Genomic DNA, 14,766 nt, shown 5'->3' with positions numbered 1-14,766 from the left:
CTCGTCTAGCTCTTGGTCGCGCCGCAGACTCGCCAGCCATCCTGATCGACGACACGGAAAGTCCAACTGTCGGTAAGGTGCTCACTGTCGTCGATAGACCGAGTCAGGTCCACTTGAACTGCTCCCTGGTCGCCCGCGGTCGAGACCGAGAGCCGCCCAGAGGTCACCTTGATGGTGACGGAGTACTTGGCCTCTCGTTCGATCAGGTCGGTACGGAACGCGGCGATCTCGGTGAAGTCGGCCCCACGCTCGCAGGCGTACAGCGCCACCTGGTTCTCGTCCCGGTCGACCAGATAGGCGCGGATAAAACTGTCGACTACAGCGTCGGGTTCGGTGCGCTTGATCTCGGTGGCCTTGTCGTAGAGCGATACGAACAAGCCGACACCGCCCAGACACAGCAGAGCCAGAACGCCTCCGCCCAGGGCCAAAACCAGACGGACACGGCGATTCTGGAGACGTCCACGGCGAGGCGCCGGGCCGCTCGGCTCGGGCGTCGTCACGGGCTCACCCTCATGCCCTGCGGCAGACTCACTGGGTCGCATGTGTACGACAGTAAACCCACGCCTTCACCCGTCCAGTTCGAGGAACTCGGTGTCGAACCCCCAGAACCGCAGGACCTCGACCACCGCCTCCCGGACCACGGCAAGATCGTCCACAGCGACCGGTTCTCCGTCCTCCCAGCGCGGCGCCCGAGGCAGGTAGACGCCGAGGCTTCCGAGCCCCTGGTCAACAGGGACGGGCATGGTGCGCCCGCGATAGTCGATGCGCAGGGTCTCCCGGCCGGCGCTGCGCACCACCGCCCCGGTGTCGGTCCGCGCCGACTGGCTGCCCAGTTCGTGAACGCCCATTCCGGTCTCCATCCGACATCACACCGCGGGGTCGATCACATCTATCTTCGTCACTGACGGGTTCCGCTCCAAGGCCGGCTTCTCCACCGTGTTCCAGATCCCGTCGGCGCGCGGATTGTGTGACCACGCGGTCACCGCCCCTTGAGCGTCCCCGGCATACCGTTCGGAGAGCCGTGCCCAGATGTCCACCGCCTGCCCGCGGCGAACCGCCGATCCGTTCTCGAAGAGCAGCATGTCGTCGAACCGGGAGCCGCCGGGTGTCTGTTCCAGGGTCACCTGGGTGACGCCGTCGGCGTGCTTTTCGGCGTAGACGCGCATCGGCGTTCCGGCGGCGTCTTTACCGGAGTAGAAGTTGGCGCCGTCGAAGGGGCTTCGGACGTCGACCTTCTCCACTTCGCGCATCAGGCGGTGGAATTCGGAGTTCTGGCCGAAGTGGCGGGCCAGGTCGCCGGCGTGCTGGGCGGCGGCTCTGGTGCCGGCGGTGCGGAGGAGTTCGGCAGCCTGTTTGAAGATCTGGGCGATCTCGCCTTCGACGGTCTGCAGGGCGCGGTGCAGGATCTGGCGGCAGGCGACGCGGCTGGCGCCGATGAAGATCGGGATTTCGGCCAGGGTGGCGCCGCTGGTGGGGACGGCGGTGGCGAGGGCCTGGCCGACCTGGAAGGCGAGCAGGGTCAGCTGGGCGATGTAAGCCGTCTTGAGGGCCACGGTCACGCCGGCCATGGCGATCAGGCCGGCGCCGATCAGTTCGACTGCGGTGGCGGCGTCGTCGAGGTGGCGGCCGGGGCCGTCGTCGCCGTTCCACCAGCGTTCGAAGGCTTCGACGCTGGCGCCTTCGTTCTCCTGCCAGACGCGGCGGGCAGCGGCGTCGGCTTCGGCTGCGTGCCGGCGCAGGCGGGTGCCGTGTTCGATCCAGGCCTGGCCGTCGGCGAGGAGCCGGTCCTCGTCGGCTTGCGGCCAGTCGAATCCGATCCATTCGAGGGGTTCGGTGAGAATCGAGGGCAGCTCGATGGTCATGAAAGGCCCCCGAGGGTGGATGCCGCGGTGTTGTCGGTGGCGGCGACGGCCCGGGCGGTCTCGGTGAGCGTGAGTGCGGCTTCACCCATTTCCTGGACGTACGATCCGAGTGCCTGGAGTGCGTGCCCGAGGATCTCCTGGTAGGCCACCGCGAACAGGCCACCGCTCTCGTCCGAGCCCCAGGGGTTGCCGGAGCCGTGCACGGTCGTTTCGAGGACGGCGATGTCGTCGGCCATCCGCTGGGCCACCCCGGCCAGTGCGCGCCCGGAGTCGGCGACGGATTCCGGATCGAGTTTCAGCCGTACGTTCATCGCCGCCTCCGGGATATGCCGTGCAGCGCCTCGGAGATCTCCGCGAACCGCCGTTCCGCCGTACCGGTGGCGTCCGCGACCGCCTCCGCAAAGGAGGAGGACTCCTCCGCAAACGAGGAGGCCGCGAAGTTCGCGGAGGCCTCGGTGATCGCGTCGAAGAGGGCGGTGCGGAGTTCGGCGACGGACAGTTCGGTGATCTGCGGGTCGAGGACGACGTCCCAGAGCTGTCCCGCGCCGTCGAGTTCGATCCGGACGAGCCCGTCGGCGCCTTCACCTGTGGCGGCGATGCAGTCGACGCTGTCCGTCTCCCGGGTGACGCCCATCTCGGTCTCCTCTCGCGCGGTTGCTTGTCTGCGAATACCGCCGTTACACGCTCCGAGTTCAAATCAACACGTTCTGTTTTCGCCGGAGTCGAGATTGGACGGATGCGGCCGGGTCCGGCACGAAAGTCGCACCGGGGACACAACGCGGCTACCGGACGGGTCTGGGATAGGTTTTAGGCGCGGACAAGGGGGTGACGGCAGTGGCGGATTCGACTCTGCGGGTCCGGCAGGCCGCTGCTCTGCACCGGCAGGCGGTGGCGACGGCGGATGCTGCCGCTGTCGCGCTGGAGGCGTTCGCCCCAGCCGCTGCCGACCCTCGCGAGCAGCATCGCCTCGCCGACCGGTTGCGGGTGGCGGCGGCTCGACTGGTTCCGGGCTGGCTGGGTTCGACGCTGGACGCGTTGTCCCCGGTCGCGCCGCTGGGCGGTGCGGTGGTGCCGCAGTTCGTCCGGGTGGGGCTGGCGCAGCCGCTTGACGACGTGCGGTTCCCGGCTGTGGTGCCGTTGCTCGGCACCGGGCATCTGACGATCGACGCGGCGGCCTCCGATCCACGGGTGTTCGGGCTGTTGCGGTCGCTGTTGCTGCGGCTGATGGCTGCTTCGCCGCCGGGTTCGCTGCTGGTGCGACCGGTCGACGGCATCGGCGGTGGTGCGGTGTTCGCCCCGTTCGAGGAGCTGGCCGACGCGGGTCTGTTGGCGCCGACGGCAACCGATCGACAGGGTCTGCGGGACGTGCTCACCGAGGCGGAGAAATGGCTGCGCCCGGTGCGGGCGGGCGCACCGGCGAACCGGCGGGCCCGGCGGGACCGCAGCCTGCTCGTGGTGATCGCCGGCCTGCCGGAGATGACCGAGGGCGAGGAGCTGCGGCGGATCGCCGCGCTGGCCCAGCAGGGGCCGGATTCCGGGTTGCATCTGATCGTCGCGGGCTGGCCGCCGCCTCCGCTGACGTCCGAGGCGACACAGGCGCCGCTGCCCCGGACCACGGCGGTGTCGGTGCGTAACCCTTATGCGATCGTCGGCGACCCGCCGGGCGGCACGTTCGGTTCGAGCCCTGCGACGTCGTGGCTGAACGCGCCGGTGTTCCTGGACGAGGATCCGCCGGCCCGGCTGATCGACGCGGTCTGCCGGGAGCTGGCGGCCGATTCGGTCGAGGCGTCCCGGGTGACGCTTACCGATCTGCTGCCGGAGCCGTCCGAGGCGCTGTGGTCGCAGGACGCGGCGGCCGGCGTGGAGACGGTGGTGGGGCAGCACGGCGATGTGCCGCTGGTGCTGCGGTTCAACGACTTGACTCCGCATTGGATGGTCGGTGGCCGGTCCGGTGGTGGTAAGACCGCGTTCCTGATCAACGTGCTCTACGGGCTGGGCGCGCGGTACAGCCCCGACGAGCTGGCGCTCTACCTGCTGGATTTCAAGGAGGGCGTGTCGTTCGCCGAGTTCGTCCCGACGCAGCGGGACCGGACGTGGCTGCCGCACGCGCGGGCCGTCGGTGTCGAGTCCGACCGGGAGTACGGCTTGGCCGTCCTGCGTGAGTTGGACGCCGAGATGAGCCGCCGTTCGCTGGCGTACAAAAGGGCTGGGGTCTCGCGTTTCGCCGATCTGCGGGCGGTCGCCGCGGAGGAGGGCCGAGGGCGTCCGATGCCCCGCGTCCTCTGCGTGATCGACGAGTTCCAGGTGCTGCTGGCGGGGAACGACCCGATGGCGGCCGAGGCGGTGGCGCTGCTGGAGTCGCTGGCACGTAAGGGCCGGTCGTACGGGATCCATCTGGTCCTGGCGAGTCAGACAGTGCTCGGTGTCGAGGCGCTCTACGCGAAACGCGATTCGATCTTCGGCCAGTTCCCGGTGCGGATCGCACTGCCGGGCGGCGGTGACGTGCTGGAGCCGACGAACGACTCGGCGGCCGGCCTGCCGATGGGCAGCGCGGTCATCAACACCGCCGGTGGCCTGGGCGGGCCTCGGGGTGCGACCCGGGCGCACGAGCGGGTGGTGCGGTTCCCCGATCCGCACACCGACAAGCGGCTGTTGAGCGACCTGCGGCACCGGCTGTGGGGTGCCCGCGATCCGGAGTCGCAGCCGCCGAAGGTGTTCGCCGGTTACGCCGAGCAGCACCTGGCCGACGACCCGACGTTCCGTGCGGCGCTGGCGGGCCGGGTGGCGCGTCCGGCGGCGATGCTGGGCCGGGTGATCGATGTGGCGCTGTCCACGGCGGCGTTCCCGATGGATTCGTCGCCGGGCCGGCATCTGGCGATCCTGGGTTCGCAGACGGCGGGTGCGGGCGCGCTGGACGCGGCGGCCCGGAGTCTGGCGGCCTGTCATCCGCCGCGGTCGGCCCGGTTCGTCATCGTCTCGCTGGTGGCCGAGGGCGACGCTCCGGCGGCCGCGCTGGCCGCCGAGATCGGTCAGCGGCAGGACGTGGCGGTGATCGGCGCTGCCGAGCTGGCCGCTGAGCTCGATCCGGAGCGTCCCGGCTATCGGGTGGTGTTCGGCATGGACGCGGCGCCTCCGGGCAGTCTGAGCGGGCTGCGGCACCTTCTGCGGGAGGGGCCGAGCCGTGGTTCGCATCTGCTGTCCTGGTGGCGGGGGATGCGCCGGTTCAGTGAGGAGACCGGCGGCAGCATGGGCCGGGAGGACGTGGCCGGTCTGCTGTTCCTGAACGTGCCGCAGTCCGACGTGTCGCTGATGCTGGGCCGTCCGGTGGACTGGCAACCCCGGGCCAACCGGGCGCTGCTGCACGACCGCCACGCCGACCGCACGGTGACCGTGGTCCCCTTCGTAGACCCGGCGGAGAGTGACGAGTCGTGACCGAGCAGGCCGAACAGCATGGGCTGGTCCCGGTGCAGCCGGGACCACCGGAGCCGAGCCCGTGGGAGGACTATCTCGCCGCGGCCGGGGAGCTGGACGCGATCCGCCGGGCGGCGAGTGTGGTGGCGGGTGAGCACGCGGCGACCGTCGAGGCCGCCCGTCAGGAGTTGACTTCGGTCCGGGCTCGGCTGTCTCCGCAGCGGGCGAGGCTGGCGCGTGATTTCCGCGTACCGGAAAATGATCTTTCGCCGCAACCGTCGGAGCAGGCCACCGCGATGGAGCGGGTGGCCGGTGGGCCGCCGGCCGTGCTGGCGGCGCTGCGGGAGGCTCGGGCCACCGCGGACGCCGCGGACAACGCGTTCGTCGGGCCGGGACCGTCCGGTGCGGGCCGGCCATGGGTGCGCAATCTGGTGGTGTACGGACCCTTCGCCGCCGTGGTGCTGCTGGTCCAGGTGCTGTTGTTCCTGGTGGCGCCGCCGGGTTCGCCGTCGACCTACATGCTGTTGTGCGGACTGAGCATGCCGTTGCTGGCGTTCGGGCTGGGCTGGGCGACGATCGGTTTCGTCTACGGCGGTGACGGGGTGCCGGTGGACCGGACTCCGGTGCTCGGTGTTGTCGCGTGTCTCACCCCGGTGCTGTTGACCTGCGCGGGGACCGGACTGCAGGCACTTTTCAACTAACGGGGGTACGAGTGGCCAACGTCGAAGAGGTCAAACTGAGTGTCGCGGCGTCGGTGGACGGTGCCCAGCGTGCCGTGGCCGGGGCGCAAGCCGTGTCGGACCAGTTGGACGAGGCGCTGACCCGGCTGCGGCTGGCGGCGGTGGGGTCGTTCCATCCGGCGGCGGCTGCCGCGATCGCGCATCTGGAGCAGGCGCGGACCCGGTTGGACGAGGCGGTTCAGCTCACTCACGCGGCCGTGGACTCGGCCAACCAGTTCCGCAGCATGATCTGAGGTTCTGTCCGCGACCGCGGACAGAACCTAGCGGGCGTTGATCAGTGCCATCACTTCGGCGCGGACCTTGCCGTCGGTCTTGAATCCGCCGCGCACCGCGGAGGTGACCGTGCGGGCGCCGGCTTTGCGGATACCGCGCATCTCCATGCAGAGGTGCTCGCACTCCAGGACGACGATGGCGCCCCGGGCCCCGAGCTGCTGCATCAGCAGATCGGCTATCTGCGAGGTGAGCCGCTCCTGCACCTGGGGGCGACGAGCGAAGACCTCGACGAGTCGGGCGAGTTTCGACAGGCCGGTGATGCGCCCGTCGGTGCCGGGGATGTAGCCGATGTGCGCCACGCCCTTGAACGGCAGCAGGTGGTGCTCGCACATGCTGTGCAGTTCGATGTCGCGGACCAGGACGAGTTCCTCGTGGTCCGCTTCGAAGGTGGTGGTGAGCACGCTCGCCGGGTCGACACGCAGCCCGGCGAAGAGTTCCGCGTAGGCCCGGGCCACCCGCGCCGGGGTCCGCTGGAGCCCGTCACGGTCCGGATCCTCACCGACGGCGATGAGGATCTCCCGGACCGCTTTCTCGATCCGCCCGAGGTCGACGGCCTGCTCGACCGGGGTTCCGGTGAGCTTGCCGTCGACCAGACGGGCGGCGAGGTAATCCAATTCGTCCTGCAAGTTGATCAGTTGCTGTTCTCGGAGCTGCTGTTCCCGACGGCGATCTGCCCGTCCGCCTCGGCCTGAGCCTTGAGCTTGTCGCGCTCAGCGGGGGTGAGCACCGGCGGGGCCTCGGACGGGAGGCGCTTGCCGAAGCCGTTGAACGGCGACATCGGCGGGCGCTTCGCCACCCGGGCACAGATCCGGTTCATGTCGTCCTGAGTGATGGTCTCCTTCTCCATCAGCTCGAGGACCATGCTGTCGAGCACGTCGCGGTACTCGACCAGGATCTCCCAGGCCTCGTCGTGCGCCAGCTCGATCAGTGCCCGGACCTCGCCGTCGATGTCGGCGGCGACCGAGTCCGAGTACGCCTTCTCATGACCCATGCTGCGGCCCATGAACGGCTCGTCACCGGTGGTGCCGTACTTCACGGCGCCCAGCTTGGAGCTCATGCCGTACTGGGTGACCATCGCCTTGGCCAGGTTGGTGGCCTTCTCGATGTCGTTGCCGGCGCCGGTGGTGGGCTCGTGGAAGACGAGCTCCTCGGCGGCCCGGCCACCCAGCGCGTACGCCAGGGTGTCGATCATCTCGGCGCGGGTCTGGGTGTACTTGTCCTCGGTCGGCAGGACCAGCGTGTGACCGAGCGAGCGGCCACGCGGCAGGATCGTCACCTTGTGCACCGGGGCGGAGTGCGGCAGAGCGTAGGCGACCAGCGCGTGTCCACCCTCGTGGTACGCGGTGATCTTCTTTTCCTTGTCGCTCATCGCCCGGGTGCGGCGCTCGGGTCCGGCGATGACCCGGTCGATCGCCTCTTCGAGGAACTCGTTGGAGATCGCCCGCTTCTCGTTACGAGCGGTCAGCAGAGCGGACTCGTTGATCACGTTGGCCAGGTCGGCACCGGAGAAACCGGGCGTGCGGCGGGCCACCGAGTCGAGGTCGACGTCCGGCGTGAACGGCTTGCCCTTGGCGTGCACCCGCAGGATCGCCTTGCGGCCCTCCATGTCCGGGTTGTCCACCGGGATCTGCCGGTCGAACCGGCCCGGGCGCAGCAACGCCGGGTCGAGGATGTCCGGCCGGTTGGTGGCCGCGATCAGGATCACGCCACCCTTGGTGTCGAAGCCGTCCATCTCGACGAGCAGCTGGTTGAGCGTCTGCTCGCGCTCGTCGTGACCGCCACCCATGCCGGCACCACGGTGCCGGCCGACCGCGTCGATCTCGTCGACGAAGACGATCGCCGGGGCGTTCGACTTGGCCTGCTCGAAGAGGTCGCGGACCCGGCTGGCGCCGACACCGACGAACATCTCGACGAAGTCGGAGCCGGAGATCGAGTAGAACGGCACTCCGGCTTCTCCGGCGACGGCCCGGGCGAGCAGCGTCTTACCCGTACCGGGGGAGCCGAAGAGCAGCACACCCTTCGGGATCTTGGCGCCGAGTGCCTGGTACTTCGCCGGGTTCTGCAGGAAGTCCTTGATCTCGTGCAGCTCCTGGACCGCCTCGTCCGCGCCCGCCACATCGGCGAACGTGGTCTTCGGCGTGTCCTTGGTGATCATCTTCGCTTTGGATTTGCCGAAGTTGAGCACCCGCGAGCCGCCACCCTGCATCTGCGACATGAACAGCAGCAGCAGGATCACGAGGATCGCGATCGGTAGCAGGTTGATCAAGATGCTGACGAGGATGTTGTCGCCGGAGACCGTGGCGTTGACGTTCCCGGAGATCCGGTTCTGCGCCTTGGCCTGCAGCACCTGAGCCCAGACCTCGTCGGTCAGCTCGTACGGATACTGGGTCTCGATCTTGTCGGTCTGTTTGCCGGCGAACTCCTCAGACTTCTCGAGATCGATCTCGAGCGTCTGTTCCTTGTCCTTCTGGACGACCTTCTTGATGCCCGGCTGATTCAGACGGTCGAGTGCGACCGACGTGTCCACCCGCTGGTAGCTCGGACCACTGGTGAAGACAGAGCTCAACGCCACTACGCCGATGATCACCAGAATGATCCAGACCACCGGGCGGCGGAAGAAACGCGTACGTTCCATACTGTTGTCGGGCGCCAAGCGCCCGGACCCTCCTGATCGGCGTCCTGGTCACCTCAACGTAGCCGCCCACCGGCGGCCGCCGAGGACCGGCGGCTGCCGGTCTCTAGCCCCTCCAGCGCTCGTAACACCACGCCATCGGTCACTCGACGGTACACCGTGGGTGCCGTTTACGAACCCGTGAGCCCGCAGGGCGAACTACGTGTACGGCTCGTGAAATCAGGGCGGTTTAGGTGCAAAAACGCCCATAATGAACCATTACTGTGAACACGCTGGGAAAGCGGTTCAGCTACGGGCGTACACCTCGGGCTTGAGAACACCGACGAACGGCAGCTCTCGGTAACGCTCCGCGAAGTCCAGGCCGTAGCCGACGACGAACTCGTTCGGGATGTCGAAGCCCACGTACTTCACCGGGACCTGCACCTTGACCGCGTCCGGTTTACGGAACAGGGCCACCACCTCGATGCTGGCCGGCTGCCGCGACTGGAGGTACTTCATCAGCCACGAGAGGGTCAGACCGGAATCCACGATGTCCTCGACCACGAGCACGTGCCGGCCGGCGATGTCGCGGTCCAGGTCCTTCAGGATGCGCACCACACCCGACGAGGTGGTGCCCTGCCCGTACGACGAGACGGCCATGAACTCCATCTCGGTCGACGGGCCCTGACCCGCCAGCGAGCGGGCGAAATCGGCCATGAACATGACCGCGCCCTTCAACACGCAGACGAGCAGGATGCCGCCCTCGGCATCGGTGTGGTCCGCGGACACCTGCTTAGCGAGCTCGTCGATCTTGTCCCGGATCTGTTGCTCCGAGATGATCACGTGGTCGATGTCAGCGTCATACCAAGTGCCATCAGCCATGGGCCTAGCCTGCCGCATGGAGGTTACCGATCGGCGAACGGGGCCGGATTCCGAACCGGAGACCTCAACTGATATGACCCGGAACCACTCGAACGAGGTCATCCGAACGGCGTTCCACAGCGATTCCGGCGGGCAGATGCACCGCACCCTGACCGTGCCAATCGGTCACCAGGGCGTCCAGGGCGGTCACGTGACCGTAGGCCAGTGCCCCACCCGCCGCCCCCAGCTCCCGCGCCCACCGATGCAGCACCCGGCCCCGGATCGCCGGTGACATCCCGGCCAGCACCGGAACCGACAGGCCCTCTTCGGAACGCGCCGACACCAGAGCCGCCGCGGACAACTCGTCCAGCGCCGCGTTGTCCGCCGCCACCAGGGCCGCGGTCCGGGCCAGGTTGCCCAGCACACCCGCTCCCAGCGCGTCGACCAGCACGGGCAGGACGGAGGCCCGGACCCTGGACCGGGCGTACGCCGGATCGGTGTTGTGCGGGTCCTCCCACGGGGCCAGGCCCAGCGCGGCGCAGGCCTTGCGGGTGTCCGCGCGGGCCACGTCGAGCATCGGCCGGCGGAAGATCCCACGCCGGCTCGGCATCCCGGACAGGCCCCGCGGGCCGGCCCCGCGAGCCAGCGCCAGCAGCACCGTCTCGGCCTGGTCGTCGCGGGTGTGCCCGAGCAGCACGGCAGCCGCGCCCAGCTCAGCGGCGGCCGCGGTCAGAGCGTCGTATCGCGCGGTGCGGGCCGCCGCCTCCGGGCCACCGGAGAGCCCGGCGACCGAGACGGTCTCGATGCGGACCGGGTCGAACCCGGCGTCCCGCGCCCACGCGGCCACCGACCGGGCCCGCCGGTCGGAGCCCTCCTGCAGGCCGTGGTCCACGGTGACCAGGCCGGTCCGGCGGCCGGCGAACCGGGCCGCTGAGGCGAGTGCCAGAGAATCGGCTCCACCCGAACACGCCACCAGAACCAGGGCATCCTCGGGAAGATCGGCCAGACCCCGGCGCACCGCCATGCGCACTGCCGCCACCGGCGGCGGGATCCTGGCCATGGTTAGTGATGCACCCGCGTCACCCAGGCGTCCGGGTCACCCAGCTCCTCGATCCGAGGCAGAGTCAACGGCGACTCGAAGATCTTGTTGAAGCCGTCCATGCCGACTCGCTCGTGCACGCCGTGGACGAACTTGCGGCCCTCCGCGTACTGCCGCATCTTGACCTCGATGCCGAGCACCCGGCGCATCGCCTTCTCCAGCGGGTTGCCGCCCTCGCGGCGGCGGTTGAACTTGGCCCGGATCGACTCGACCGAAGGGATCACCTCCGGCCCCACGCCGTCCATCACGAACTCGGCATGCCCCTCCAGCAGCGTCATCAGGGCGGTGAGGCGGTCCAGCACGGCTTTCTGCCCCGGGGTCTGCACGACGTCGAGCACCGAGACCCGGCTGTCCGGGTTGCTCAGCGCGTCGGAGAGCGTCGCCACGCCCCGGCGCATCCGCTCCAGCATGTGCTCACCACCCTGCGAGGCGTCGACGAACGCCTGCACCTCGCCGAGGAAGTAGCCCCGCATCCACGGGACCGCGGTGAACTGGGTGCGGTGAGTGACCTCGTGCAGGCACACCCAGAGACGGAAATCACGGGGATCAGCGTCGATCTTGCGCTCGGTCTCGACGATGTTCGGAGCGTTCAGCAGCAGCTGACCCGGCTCGCCGGAGAACACCTCGTACTGCCCGAGAACACGCCCCGACAGATACGCCAGGACCGTCCCCGCCTGCACTCCGGTCACTCGGGAGCCGATCGCGTCGGCCAGCGGCCCCGGCTCCTTACCCTCGGACAACCGGGCCACCAGCGGGCCGATGACCCGCTGAAGACCGGCGAGGTTGACCTTCGCCCAGTCCCGCCGGTCGACCACCCGCACCGGTGGCACCTCGACTCGCGAGGACAACCCCGTATAAGCCGCGACGTGCCCGGCCGCCTCATCGGTCAGTGCCCGAAGCTCGGACACCACCTGAGTGGCCTCTTCATAGGAGACCGCGGGCCCGGTCTTGGCCAGCGCGCCCGCGGTTGCGGCGGCCAGATCCCAGTCAACGAACTGCGCCATGCAGCCCACCGTACCCGCGCGGTTCCAGACCGCACTCAGGTGAAACCCCGGAGACCCCCTCAGCAGCCGCAGGCCACCAACCGGGCAGCGATCTTGTCAAGCGCCTGCCGGGCGGTGACGGAGTTCGCCCCGCCCTTCGCCATGATCGCGAAGGCGAGGATCTGCCGTTCCTTGGTGACCAGCACTCCCGCCAGCGTGTTCACCCCGCTCAGCGACCCGGTCTTGGCCCGGACGATGCCCTGCGCGCTCTCGTTGTCGCTCGGCGTCGCGAACCGCGTCTCCAGCGTCCCCGACCACCCGGCCACCGGCAGCCCGTTGAAGATGTTGCCCAACTCGGGGCGGGTGCCCCCGGCAGCCAGCTTCAACGTCTGGACCAGCAGGTCCGGGGTGATGCCGTTGCGGTTGGAGAGCCCGCTGGCGTCGCTCAGGCTGGCCTGATCGGCCGGCAGACCCAACTCGGTCAGTTTGTCGCCCATCGCCTTCGCGGCGCCCTCGAAACTGGCCTCCTCCCCGGCGGCCAGCGCCACCTGCCGCCCGAGCACCTCGGCCAGCACGTTGTCACTGTGCTCGAGCATCCAGTCGACGATCTGCACCAGCGGCGGCGACAGCACCTTGCCCAACTCGGTACCCGGCGCCAGCGACGGACCGGCACTGGCGGAAGCCGACGCGGACACCTCGACGTCGGCCGGTGCCGTCCCTCGCCTCACCGACGACTCCGGGGCGCCGATCATCTCGGCGAACAGCCGGCCCACCGACAGGGCCGGATCCGAGTACCGCGGGTCACCACCGAACTCGTTGTGCACCGGCTGGATCCGCCCCGCGTTTGTCATCAGCGACTGGATCCGGGCCACCTGCCCACCGGGCGAGACATCCGACGACCCCCATCCGGGCGCCGTCTCCGCCCCTTCGAACAGCGACGTGTCCACCGTCACCTTCGTCGGTTTCGTACCACCGAGCGCCTTCTTCACCTGCGCGGCCAGCGTGTCCAGACGAGCCGCCCCCGGGAACAGGTCCTTGTCGTCCTTCTCCACAGCCATCGTCGCGTCACCACCACCGATGATCACCACCTCACCCGGCGCGGCACCGGCGACGACCCGCGTCTCCAGCCGATACGCCGCCCCCCGCGCGGCCAGCACGGTCGCCGCGGTCAGCACCTTCGTCGTCGAGGCCGGGGTGGTCTTCTGGTCCGAATTCCGCTCGTAGAGAAGCGTGTCCGTCGCCACATCGACCACCTGGATGTTCACGGTCGACCCGAGCGCACCCGCGTCGACCAGAGGATCCAGCACCTCCTTGACGGTCGCCGGGTCAGGCGCGGAGCCCTCCCCCGCGGCGGCCACCAGAACCGGCGTCGGCGAAGGCTCCGGCGTGGTCACGGTCGGCGCCGGCGTCACGGCCGGCTCCCCACCCAGCGCGTCGAGCCATCCGCCGACCGGTCCCGGCCGCACCACAAGACCGGTGACCAACAAGGCCGACAACATCAAGACCGAGAGAATCAATTTCGTACGGGGTTTTCGCCGCGGTCCCGCCCCCACCGGCCCGGCGCCGTCGTTGGTCCCGGCCGACCCGCCCCCGCCGGGCGTATGCGGTGGAGACGCAGCCGGAACCGCCGCCCGAGCAGTACTCAACGGCACTGAGGCCCGGCCATAGGTGCCGCCCGCCGGCCCCTGATCACTTCCGGTCTTCCCGCCAACCCTCGACCCGGCCCCCGAAACCCTGGCCGCCCCCGAACTCCCGACCGCCCCAGCAGCCCCAGCGCTCCCGGCCGCCTTGGCGACACCGGCGCTCCCCGCTGCCTTGGCGACACCGGCGCTCCCGGCCGCCTTAGCCGCCTCGGAAATCCCGGCGACATTCGCCGACCCAGCGCTTCCGGCCACCTTGGCCGAGCCGATCCCGCCACCGCTACCAGAGCCACCAGACCCGGTACCAGTACCAGGTCCCCCAGAACCGCTCCCACCGGAACCAGAACCACCAGAACCGCCCGCGCCGAGGTTGGCCGTACGGTCCGGATCCATCCCAAGGATCGCGGTCTGCCCCGGATCAGCAACCTGCCCGAGGTTCGTGGTCCGCCCCGAGTCGGCGGCCTGCCCGGGACCAGGAACCTGCCCGTAGTTGGCGGTCCGCCCCGAGTCAGCAACGTGCCCGAACTTCGCGGTCTGCCCAGAGTCGGCCACGTGCCCGAACTTCGCGGTCTGCCCCGGATCCACGCCAGAACCAACCACGGTCACATCAGGCGGCCCTGCCGCCCAAGCCCCCCGAACGGTGGCCTGACCTGGTTGATTGCCCGGCCAGTCCGCTACCGGCCCAGGCCCACTCGGCGGATAGTTCGGCCCCGAACCTCCGGCAGACCCTTCCCCCGACCCATCACTCGCACGCCCACCAAGACCGAACGGACTGGCCGAACCAGACGCCCCTCCAGAACCAGGCCCACCAGCCCTCGGCCCGCCAGCACCCGACCCACCAGCGCTCGGACCTCCGGCGCTCGGCCCAGCAGGGCTCAGCTGGGAGGGGTTCGATGGAGAGGTGTTCGGCACGGCAGACCCCGACAGGCCAAACCCGGACCACGGCGTCTCCGCAGGCGGGATCACCGCGCGGCCAGACGTCCCCGGGCTTTGCGACCCACTCGCCCGCCCGGGTTGCTGACCACCGAACGGCACGTTCTGCGTCCCACCGGAAACGTTCTGAGTTCCAGAGGCCGGCCCCTCAGAAGCCTGCGTCCGGGAAGCCGACTGAGCCCCAGAAGGCTGCTGAGCCTGGGAAGAATACTGGGTGCTAGCTGGGGCGTTATGAGCCTCCACAGAAGCATTCGCCCCTGCTAGCAACGGTTGTGCGCCCACCGGCTGTTCCTGATTAGACGCCTGCGGCCCCTTCTGCTCCGGAACCGCTGCCCCTTGCCCGTCCGTCCCAG

General features: G+C 69.4%; 14 protein-coding genes. 3 read left to right on the top strand and 11 right to left on the bottom strand.

Features of this window, described 5'->3' with window-relative positions:
- Positions 1-5: 5 nt before the first annotated feature.
- From BLU81_RS35905 to BLU81_RS35885, 5 genes are all read right to left on the bottom strand, one after another.
- Positions 6-500, bottom strand: a complete 495-nt coding sequence (locus BLU81_RS35905; RefSeq protein WP_231953676.1) for a hypothetical protein — start codon at positions 498-500, stop codon at positions 6-8.
- Positions 501-566: 66 nt separating this feature from the next.
- Entirely contained in the window at positions 567-848 is a 282-nt protein-coding gene (locus BLU81_RS35900) for a hypothetical protein (protein WP_157751953.1), read from the bottom strand.
- A gap of 18 nt (positions 849-866) precedes the next feature.
- A complete protein-coding gene (locus BLU81_RS35895) occupies positions 867-1,862 on the bottom strand; it encodes a WXG100-like domain-containing protein (RefSeq protein ID WP_092551622.1) in 996 nt (331 codons plus the stop codon).
- On the bottom strand, positions 1,859-2,173 hold the full coding sequence (locus BLU81_RS35890) for a hypothetical protein (protein ID WP_092551619.1): 315 nt from the start codon (positions 2,171-2,173) through the stop codon (positions 1,859-1,861). Before BLU81_RS35890 ends, BLU81_RS35895 begins: the two co-directional genes overlap by 4 nt.
- The gene (locus BLU81_RS35885; protein WP_092551616.1) at positions 2,170-2,496 is read right to left on the bottom strand and encodes a hypothetical protein; all 327 of its coding nucleotides are present in this window, start codon (positions 2,494-2,496) and stop codon (positions 2,170-2,172) included. Before BLU81_RS35885 ends, BLU81_RS35890 begins: the two co-directional genes overlap by 4 nt.
- 191 nt (positions 2,497-2,687) lie before the next feature.
- Here BLU81_RS35885 and BLU81_RS35880 point away from each other — a divergent pair, with 191 nt between their 5' ends.
- From BLU81_RS35880 to BLU81_RS35870, 3 genes are read left to right on the top strand one after another with little or no spacing between them, the layout of a single operon-like run.
- A complete protein-coding gene (locus BLU81_RS35880; protein ID WP_092551613.1) occupies positions 2,688-5,294 on the top strand; it encodes an FtsK/SpoIIIE domain-containing protein in 2,607 nt (868 codons plus the stop codon).
- Complete coding sequence (locus tag BLU81_RS35875) at positions 5,291-5,974, top strand: hypothetical protein (RefSeq protein ID WP_092551610.1); 684 nt, start codon at positions 5,291-5,293, stop codon at positions 5,972-5,974. Before BLU81_RS35880 ends, BLU81_RS35875 begins: the two co-directional genes overlap by 4 nt.
- Before the next feature lie 11 nt (positions 5,975-5,985).
- Entirely contained in the window at positions 5,986-6,246 is a 261-nt protein-coding gene (locus BLU81_RS35870) for a hypothetical protein (RefSeq protein WP_092551607.1), read from the top strand.
- Between the two features lie 27 nt (positions 6,247-6,273).
- Here BLU81_RS35870 and folE read toward each other — a convergent pair whose 3' ends face one another.
- The 6 genes from folE to dacB all read right to left on the bottom strand — a co-directional run bounded on the left by folE (position 6,274) and on the right by dacB (position 13,327).
- A complete protein-coding gene (gene folE / locus BLU81_RS35865; protein WP_172890683.1) occupies positions 6,274-6,912 on the bottom strand; it encodes a GTP cyclohydrolase I FolE in 639 nt (212 codons plus the stop codon).
- A 5-nt stretch (positions 6,913-6,917) separates the two neighbouring features.
- On the bottom strand, positions 6,918-8,921 hold the full coding sequence (gene ftsH / locus BLU81_RS35860; RefSeq protein ID WP_092558111.1) for an ATP-dependent zinc metalloprotease FtsH: 2,004 nt from the start codon (positions 8,919-8,921) through the stop codon (positions 6,918-6,920).
- A gap of 282 nt (positions 8,922-9,203) precedes the next feature.
- Positions 9,204-9,779 carry a hypoxanthine phosphoribosyltransferase gene (gene hpt / locus BLU81_RS35855; RefSeq protein WP_092551602.1) on the bottom strand — a complete coding sequence of 192 codons (576 nt, stop codon included), beginning with the start codon at positions 9,777-9,779 and terminating at the stop codon, positions 9,204-9,206.
- Positions 9,780-9,843: 64 nt separating this feature from the next.
- The gene (gene tilS, locus BLU81_RS35850; RefSeq protein ID WP_092551599.1) at positions 9,844-10,818 is read right to left on the bottom strand and encodes a tRNA lysidine(34) synthetase TilS; all 975 of its coding nucleotides are present in this window, start codon (positions 10,816-10,818) and stop codon (positions 9,844-9,846) included.
- A gap of 2 nt (positions 10,819-10,820) precedes the next feature.
- A complete protein-coding gene (locus BLU81_RS35845) occupies positions 10,821-11,861 on the bottom strand; it encodes a zinc-dependent metalloprotease (RefSeq protein ID WP_092551596.1) in 1,041 nt (346 codons plus the stop codon).
- Between the two features lie 59 nt (positions 11,862-11,920).
- Positions 11,921-13,327, bottom strand: coding sequence for a D-alanyl-D-alanine carboxypeptidase/D-alanyl-D-alanine endopeptidase (gene dacB / locus BLU81_RS35840; RefSeq protein WP_231953674.1), 1,407 nt, complete (start codon positions 13,325-13,327; stop codon positions 11,921-11,923).
- Between the last annotated feature and the right edge of the window lie 1,439 nt (positions 13,328-14,766).

It is taken from the genome of Actinoplanes derwentensis (assembly GCF_900104725.1).
Classification (GTDB): Bacteria; Actinomycetota; Actinomycetes; order Mycobacteriales; family Micromonosporaceae; genus Actinoplanes; species Actinoplanes derwentensis.
The sequence above is the reverse complement of the archived record's forward strand: the minus strand, read 5'-3'. Positions and strand labels throughout refer to the sequence as shown.

What these genes read in the sequence shown, in the direction of transcription:
- BLU81_RS35900 (WP_157751953.1), bottom strand. Translation starts at nt 848, where the DNA reads ATGGGCGTTCACGAACTGGGCAGCCAGTCGGCGCGGACCGACACCGGG.
- BLU81_RS35895 (WP_092551622.1), bottom strand. Translation starts at nt 1,862, where the DNA reads ATGACCATCGAGCTGCCCTCGATTCTCACCGAACCCCTCGAATGGATC.
- BLU81_RS35890 (WP_092551619.1), bottom strand. Translation starts at nt 2,173, where the DNA reads ATGAACGTACGGCTGAAACTCGATCCGGAATCCGTCGCCGACTCCGGG.
- BLU81_RS35885 (WP_092551616.1), bottom strand. Translation starts at nt 2,496, where the DNA reads ATGGGCGTCACCCGGGAGACGGACAGCGTCGACTGCATCGCCGCCACA.
- ftsH (WP_092558111.1), bottom strand. Translation starts at nt 8,921, where the DNA reads ATGGAACGTACGCGTTTCTTCCGCCGCCCGGTGGTCTGGATCATTCTG.
- hpt (WP_092551602.1), bottom strand. Translation starts at nt 9,779, where the DNA reads ATGGCTGATGGCACTTGGTATGACGCTGACATCGACCACGTGATCATC.
- tilS (WP_092551599.1), bottom strand. Translation starts at nt 10,818, where the DNA reads ATGGCCAGGATCCCGCCGCCGGTGGCGGCAGTGCGCATGGCGGTGCGC.
- BLU81_RS35845 (WP_092551596.1), bottom strand. Translation starts at nt 11,861, where the DNA reads ATGGCGCAGTTCGTTGACTGGGATCTGGCCGCCGCAACCGCGGGCGCG.